An 8,669-nucleotide genomic window follows, 5' to 3' on the forward strand; every position below is an offset into this window, starting at 1 on the left:
CGGTAATAATTTCCGTATCTCGTCCTAAGTTATAAAGCTTTTCAACTTCATCTAGACTTAACAGTTTGGTTGCTAATGTTTTTTGGTAAGCACCGTTTTTAACTTGTTTAGACGCTTCATTAAACAATGGTTTACCATCTAAAACCAACTTATCAAGGCGATTTTTAGCAACATTGTCATCGATGTTAATCTCTGAATCCGAAGCATAAATAAAGCCCATTGTACCCCAATAAGCATACTTAAATACCGATTGTGCCGTTTTTAATGTATCTAGCGAACGAGTACTATTAAATGCCAAAATACCATTAGGATTTAATGAATTATGTAATATATTCATCATTTCTTGCGATAATAGATTGGTTATTCCTGAACGCCAATGGTAAGTAGTATTCATAATAATTAAATCATACTTTTTATCACTATTTCGTTTAAGCCAACGTCGACCGTCATCAATATAGATATTAATTCGATGATCATCTAGTATTGGAGAAACAACTGGGTATTGTTTAATAATATCCAAGTAACCTTTATTAATTTCAATGGCGTCAATTGTTTCTAATGTAGGAAAACTTGATAAAGCACGCGTCCAAGCCCCACCACTAACACCAATAACCAGCACTTTCTTAGGATTTGGATGAATTGCCGCTAATAGATAAAGCCGGTTTAAGTCATTTATATCATTATCTGGATCTATATTTAAAATACCATCATACATTCGATTTCCTAATACAATATTTTTCCGTCCATCCTTATTGTCATCGGCGATATGAATTACACCATAGCGATTTTCAATATAAGAATTGATAGATATGTCTTGTCCGAAGCTATCTCTGAAAATATAATCAGTGTGTTTATCGACTAAACAAAAGCAACTAATACCAAGTATAGCAAAGGCAGAAACAGAAACTGCCGATTTTTTAATTATCATCAAGCCACCTAATAAGATACAAACAATACCTATTAAAATAAACATTGATGAAATAGAAATATAATCAAGGAGAACTCCGCCAATTAACAAACTCCCAAGCGTTGAGCCAATAATATTAAAAAAATAGACTTTAGAAACTGAAGCACCTACTTTTCCATTGGCTATATTCGTCCCTAAATGGTGCACAATTGGAAATAATATTGCCTTTAAAGCTGCAACGACAAATATTAAAATACAACATGTACGTACACATTCAAATAAACTATTTGGTTGATTTAGGCTTTGAATAACAAATGGAATCAATATATCAATAAGACCAGCAAAAATTAAAACCACTCCTCCGACCAATAGTAGGTTCGAATAGCGTGTACAAATTGCTTTGCCTCGATTTGCACCAAAAGCAATACCTAATAGAAAAAAGAACAGTACAAGTGCAAAAGCATAGGGAGCACCACCTAACATAAAGCTAACGATTCTAAACCATAGCATTTCTTGACCTAAGCTCATTAATCCAACTAAAAGCGAAATGCACCAAGCAAAATATTTCATAGCGATTTTCCTACTCCTAACTAACTATTATTATTTATAACTATTATAGTAAACATATAATTAATTGCTAATGTTTTATACAATTATTCATTTTACATCAAATACAACTAGATATAAACGTAATACAAACCGCCATTAGCTTTATTAATAACGCTATATTGGAAGATTAACTTATAAGTAATATTTATTTGACCAAAAACTAATTTTTGATTAACTTCACACGCAATATGGAATTAAAGCCTATTCCTTCTTAAATTATAAAACGATGAATTAGAGGCAATGATATGTTATATAACCAGCATCATGAAAAAGATAACTGTGGATTTGGTTTAATTGCTCACATTGAAGGACAACCAAGTCATAAAGTGGTGCGTACTGCAATTCACGGACTTGCCAGAATGCAACACCGTGGTGCCATTTTATCAGACGGTAAAACTGGCGATGGCTGTGGACTTTTATTACAAAAACCCGATCGATTTTTTAGATTAGTGGCACAAGATGCGGGCTGGCGTTTAGCAAGTAATTATGCCGTTGGTATGTTGTTTTTGAGCCAAGATGAAAAAGAAGCTCAAATTAGCCGTGATATTGTCGAAGAAGAATTAGCCAATGAAACCTTATCCATTCTAGGTTGGCGTGAAGTACCAATTGATAAAAGTGTGCTTGGTGAAATTGCCCTATCATCATTGCCTAAAATTGAACAAGTCTTTGTTAATGCACCCGCTGGATGGACAAAAATTGATTTAGAACGCCGCCTATACATGGTGCGCCGTCGAATTGAAAAACGGGTACAAGACGATACATTTTACGTTTGTAGCTTCTCAAATCAGGTCAATATCTATAAAGGCTTATGTATGCCTAAAGATTTACCTCGATTCTATCTAGATTTGGCTGACATCCGAATGGAAACAGCAATTTGTTTATTTCATCAACGTTTTTCAACCAATACTGTTCCTCGTTGGCCATTAGCGCAACCTTTTCGGCATTTAGCTCATAATGGTGAAATCAACACTATTGAAGGTAATAGACAATGGGCACAAGCACGTTCCTATAAATTTAAAACGCCACTCATTCCGGACTTACAAGATGCGGCACCTTTTGTTAATGTCACAGGTTCTGATTCAAGTTCATTAGATAACATGCTTGAGCTATTTCTTGTAGGAGGAATGGATATTGTACGAGCCATGCGCTTATTGGTTCCACCTGCATGGCAAAATAATCCTGACATGAACGAAGATCTGCGTGCTTTTTTTGACTTCAACTCAATGCATATGGAACCTTGGGATGGTCCTGCCGGTATTGTAATGTCTGACGGTCGTTATGCCGCATGTAACTTAGACCGTAACGGATTACGTCCTGCACGTTATGTAATAACGACAGACAAACTCATTACCTGTGCATCCGAAATCGGTATTTGGGATTATCAACCTGACGAAGTCGTCACTAAAGGACGCGTTGGTCCAGGTGAATTGTTAGTTATAGACACTGAAGAAGGTCGCATTTTACAATCGTCTGAAACAGACAACGATTTACAAAAACGTCATCCATATAAAGAATGGATGGAAAAAAATGTTAAAAGATTGATCCCTTTTGAAAACCTACCTGATGATAACATTGGCTCTCGAGATTATGACGATATCTTGCTAGCAACTTATCAAAAACAATTTGGTTATAGTGCTGAAGAACTAGACCAATGTATTCGAGTGCTAGGTGAAAACGGTCAAGAAGCCACCGGCTCAATGGGCGATGACACACCATTTGCGGTACTATCAACAAGGCCTCGCTCAATTTATGATTATTTTCGTCAAAAATTTGCTCAGGTAACAAATCCGCCTATCGACCCACTACGCGAATCACACGTTATGTCACTTTCAACTAGTATTGGTCGTGAAATGAACGTGTTTGCCGAAGCAGAAGGTCAGGCGCATCGTGTTGCGTTCAAATCTCCTGTTTTGGTTTATTCAGATTTTAAACAATTAACAGCATTAGAATCACGTTATTACAAATCAGAAGCCTTAGATATCACTTATGAAATCGATGGTAGCCTGCGCGATGCCATTGAACAATTATGTGGTGATGCTGAAGCAAAAGTTCGCAATGGCACGGTATTATTGATTTTATCAGATAAAAATATAGCGCCTGATCGCTTACCAATTCCTGCGCCTATGGCAGTTGGAGCTGTTCAGCAACGCTTAGTTGAAAAAAACTTACGTTGCGATGCTAATATCATTGTCGAAACCGCAAGCTGCCGTGATCCACATCAATTTGCGGTACTTCTTGGTTTTGGTGCAACCGCAATTTACCCTTATTTAGCCTACGAAATTTTAGGTCAAATGGTCGATAATAGCACAATAAACAAATCTTACCGTGAAGCCATTCTTAATTATCGTAATGGAATTAACAAAGGCTTATATAAAATTATGTCAAAAATGGGCATTTCAACCGTCGCCTCTTACCGCTGTTCAAAACTATTTGAAGCAGTTGGCTTAAATAAAGAGGTCGTTGAACTTTGTTTCCAAGGAGTTACTAACCGTATTAATGGTGCCAATTTTGATGATTTTGCGCAAGACCAATTTAACTTATCAAAAAGTGCATGGCTGAAAAGAAAACCATTAGAACAAGGTGGGTTACTTAAATATGTTCATGGTGGTGAATATCATGCTTATAATCCTGATGTAGTACAGTCACTACAAAAAGCGGTCAATAATGGCAATTATGAAGATTACAAACGCTATGCCGATATCGTCAACAACCGCCCTATTGCCACCTTGCGTGATTTATTAAAGCTCAATCCACCTGAAAACGCAGCTATTCCACTTGATCAAGTCGAACCAGAAGAATCACTGTTCAAACGCTTTGACTCGGCAGCAATGTCAATTGGTGCGCTAAGCCCTGAAGCACATGAATCCCTTGCCGAAGCAATGAACACGCTCGGTGGTTTTTCAAATTCAGGCGAAGGAGGTGAAGATCCAGCTCGCTACAACACCATAAAAGTATCACGCATAAAACAAGTTGCATCAGGTCGTTTTGGTGTAACACCAAGTTACTTAATGAGTGCCGATGTTATTCAAATCAAAGTAGCACAAGGAGCAAAACCGGGGGAAGGTGGTCAGTTACCTGGCGACAAAGTCACACCATATATTGCTAAATTGCGTTTTTCTGTACCGGGTGTCACACTTATTTCACCACCACCTCATCACGACATTTACTCGATTGAGGATTTGGCACAATTAATATTTGACCTAAAACAGATTAACCCTAATGCCATGATTTCGGTTAAATTAGTATCAGAGCCAGGCGTTGGCACAATCGCAACTGGAGTTGCTAAAGCCTATGCCGACTTAATTACCATTTCAGGCTATGATGGTGGAACAGGCGCCAGCCCATTAACTTCAGTCAAATATGCTGGTTCTCCATGGGAATTAGGGTTGGTTGAAACTCAGCAATCATTAGTCGCCAATGGGTTACGTCACAAAATACGTTTACAAGTAGACGGTGGTTTAAAAACGGGCACTGATATTGTCAAAGCAGCTATTTTAGGTGCTGAGAGTTTTGGATTTGGAACAGGACCAATGGTTGCCTTAGGTTGTAAATATCTGCGTATTTGCCACCTTAATAACTGTGCAACGGGTGTTGCAACGCAAGACGAAAAACTGCGTAGCGAACATTATCATGGCCTGCCAGAAAAGGCGATAAACTATTTCCGCTTTATTGCGCGTAACACGCGAGAAATTATGGCCGAGCTAGGTGTCAGTCGTATCGTCGATTTGATAGGACGCACCGATCTGTTATTAGAACTTGATGGCATCACAGCAAAACAACAAAAACTTGACCTATCAGGACTGCTCGAAACAGCAAAACCTATTGATGGCAAACCAGTTTATTGTATTGAAGACAATAAACCATTTGATAAAGGAGTGCTAAATAAAGAGATCATCACACAAGCACAACAATTTGTTGATAATCGCCAAAGCCAAAGCCTCTATTTTGATATACAAAATACTGATCGCTCTGTGGGTACTAGTTTATCTGGCTATATTGCCAAAAAATATGGTGACCAAGGTCTTGTTGCTGATCCTATTTCGCTTAACTTTAACGGCACTGCGGGTCAAAGTTTTGGTGTTTGGAACGCTGGAGGTGTGGACTTAACACTCACAGGCGATGCCAATGATTATGTTGGTAAAGGCATGGCTGGCGGTCGTATTGTGATTCGACCACCGCAAGGCTCAGCATTTTTAAGCCATGAAGCAACCATTGCCGGTAATACCTGCTTATATGGTGCAACTGGAGGAAAACTCTTTGCCGCTGGACGTGCTGGAGAACGATTTGCGGTACGTAATTCTGGTGCAATTAGTGTTGTTGAAGGCATTGGAGACAATGGCTGTGAATATATGACAGGCGGTATTGTCTGCGTATTAGGCAAAACAGGAGTTAACTTTGGTGCAGGTATGACAGGTGGTTTTGCTTATATTTTAGATGAAGATAGTGATTTCCATAAACGCATAAATAAAGAGTTAGTGGAACTATTGAATGTTGCTGATTACTCAATTCACGAAGAACATTTACGTGGTTTAATAATGGAGCACGCTCAACTTACCCATTCATCACGCGCGGAAGAAATTTTGGCTAATTGGGATGATTATTCAAAACAATTTGTATTAGTCAAGCCAAAATCGAGTGATGTAACAGCGCTACTTGGGCACCGCAGTCGCTCATCAGCAGAATTACGTATTCAAGCACAGTAAGGAGAACACGAAAATGAGCCAAAATGTTTATCAATTTATCGATTTACAACGTGTTGATCCGCCTAAAAAATCGTTAAACATTCGCAAAATTGAATTTGTTGAAATTTATGAAGGATTTTCTGCTCCACAATCACAAGCGCAGGCTGATCGTTGCCTTGCTTGTGGCAACCCATATTGTGAATGGAAATGCCCTGTGCATAACTATATACCCAATTGGTTAAAACTGGTTAATGAAGGCAAAATATTAGAAGCGGTTGAACTCTCACACCAAACCAACAGCCTACCTGAAGTTTGTGGCCGAGTTTGCCCACAAGATCGCCTTTGCGAAGGCTCTTGTACTTTAAATGCTGAATTTGGCGCAGTTACCATAGGTAATATAGAGCGTTATATTACTGATGAAGCCTTTAGAATGGGTTGGAAACCTAATTTATCAAACGTCGAAAAAACAGGATTGAAAGTTGCAGTTATTGGTGCTGGTCCTGCTGGCCTTGCTTGTGCCGATGTCTTAGTCCGCAATGGCGTAACGCCAGTGGTGTTTGACCGTCACCCTGAAATTGGTGGACTACTCACCTTTGGCATCCCAGCGTTTAAACTTGATAAAGAAGTATTAATCAACCGAAGACATATTTTTACTGAAATGGGCGTTGAGTTCCGTCTAAATACTGAGGTCGGTAAAACGGTACAATTAACCGACTTAATCAACGAATTTGATGCGGTTTTTGTGGGTGCTGGAACTTATCAATCAATGCGAGCGGGTCTTCAAAACGAAGATGCCAACGGCGTTTATGATGCCTTACCATTTTTAATTGCCAACACTAAACACATAATGAAACATGCGCAAACCCAAGATACCCCATACATTGACATGAAAAACAAACGTGTTGTGGTATTAGGTGGTGGTGATACTGCAATGGACTGTGTACGAACATCTATTCGTCAAGGTGCAACTGAAGTTACTTGTGCTTATCGCCGAGACGAAGCCAACATGCCGGGCTCAAAACGAGAAGTCAAAAATGCCAAAGAAGAAGGCGCACAATTCCAATTTAACGTACAACCTCTCAGCATTGAAATTAACGGTACAGGACAAGTCACAGGCATAAAAATGGTAAGGACAGAACTCGGCGAGCCAGATGCAAAAGGACGACGCTCGCCAGTAATTATCGAAGGTTCTGAATTTATTCTTCCTGCCGATGCAGTAATTATGGCTTTTGGATTCAAACCACATGCCATGCCTTGGCTTGCTCAGCATGGTGTCGAATTTGACCCACAAGGCAAAATCATCGCACCCGAAGCTAACAGCTACCAAACCACCAATCCAAAAATCTTTGCTGGTGGCGATGCTGTTCGTGGTTCTGATCTAGTTGTCACTGCCATTAGCGAAGGTCGCAAAGCGGCTGAAGGTATCTTAGATTACTTAGAGATTTAGCGACTATCTTGCTTTCAATCAAAATTACTTTAAATAAAAAACAAACCCGCTTTAAAACAGCGGGTTTTTAATGATTCGAGTTTTTATTTTTAATTTTAGTAGCTTAGATTTAATCTAACAGATACTTATTACTCATTAGCATTCATTTCAACAAAATCGAGTTAACTTCTTGTAATATTATATGCTTCTTCTATTTGCAGAATAAATAAGAAAACAGTAAAATTAGCGATTTTACTATTATCGTTACACTAAAAATTAACGTTACATCAATTATCTACTGCATCAGGTATGAATAATATTTATAAAAAGCATTAATTATTAATAAAAACATAAGTTAATTATAAAATGGAGATAGTATGAAAAGTAAAGGTGTCGCATATTTATTATGGTTCTTTCTTGGAATGTGGGGAGCCCATCGCATGTACTGTGGAAAATGGATTACAGGCTTCATTTGGTTTTTTACTGCTGGTTTATTAGGTATTGGATGGTTTTTAGACCTATTTCTAACTAGCGGTATGGTTGACTATGCTAACTGTATCTACAAAAGTAAATATAATCTGTCACCAAATAATATTTCAATTCAAATTAATAACGCTTGCCACACTGAACCATCAACACAGGCTATAAATGAAAAAAATTCATAGTATGTAAAAAGGCTATTTACATTTCATGATTAAAATAGTCCTTTAAAACTCATAAGGCGTTTTTCCCTAAAATCACTTTATGGGGTTTAAAGGTATTATAAAAATTAATAAAGCATTTGAGCTTTTATTTTCTATCTTTTGCATCACTAAATATTTGTTGATTACGCTACATATTAATTCAAAATTAGTATCACTCTTTTCGGCTTTTCCATTCGGTTTGAAGGTTGGTGGTTTTTGTAAATATTTTTTCAACTTTAACCAAACGTTTAATTCCATAAAAAATAGTTTTATAACGTTCATTCTTACTAGGGGCTGTTGATCTTTGCTGTACATAAATTACTCAACAATACATTGGCAGCCACATTAACATAAATGCCAGT

The 8,669-nt window shown here is 37.8% G+C and carries 5 protein-coding genes; 3 read left to right on the forward strand and 2 right to left on the reverse strand.

All coding sequences use genetic code 11. The features are described from left to right. Positions 1 to 1,477: fused MFS/spermidine synthase (locus tag ACGH6S_RS11700; RefSeq protein ID WP_411579546.1), on the reverse strand; the 1,477-nt coding region annotated here is incomplete at its 3' end. A gap of 284 nt (positions 1,478 to 1,761) precedes the next feature. Here ACGH6S_RS11700 and gltB point away from each other — a divergent pair. The 3 genes from gltB (at position 1,762) to ACGH6S_RS11715 (ending at position 8,289) form a co-directional block, all read left to right on the forward strand. Then, positions 1,762 to 6,219: a glutamate synthase large subunit gene (gene gltB, locus ACGH6S_RS11705; RefSeq protein ID WP_411578800.1), complete on the forward strand. Its 4,458-nt coding sequence runs from the start codon at positions 1,762 to 1,764 to the stop codon at positions 6,217 to 6,219. Between the two features lie 13 nt (positions 6,220 to 6,232). Beyond that, positions 6,233 to 7,645 (forward strand): FAD-dependent oxidoreductase, encoded by a 1,413-nt coding sequence (locus tag ACGH6S_RS11710; RefSeq protein WP_411578801.1) that lies wholly within the window; start codon positions 6,233 to 6,235, stop codon positions 7,643 to 7,645. Positions 7,646 to 8,001: 356 nt separating this feature from the next. Further along, a complete protein-coding gene (locus ACGH6S_RS11715) occupies positions 8,002 to 8,289 on the forward strand; it encodes an NINE protein (RefSeq protein ID WP_065609121.1) in 288 nt (95 codons plus the stop codon). 72 nt (positions 8,290 to 8,361) lie between these two features. Here the strand turns inward: ACGH6S_RS11715 and ACGH6S_RS11720 are convergent, their stop codons facing one another. Beyond that, entirely contained in the window at positions 8,362 to 8,622 is a 261-nt protein-coding gene (locus ACGH6S_RS11720) for a hypothetical protein (RefSeq protein ID WP_174798986.1), read from the reverse strand. Positions 8,623 to 8,669: the final 47 nt, after the last annotated feature.

This window comes from Gilliamella sp. BG3 (assembly GCF_046635605.1).
GTDB lineage: Bacteria > Pseudomonadota > Gammaproteobacteria > Enterobacterales > Orbaceae > Gilliamella > Gilliamella bombi.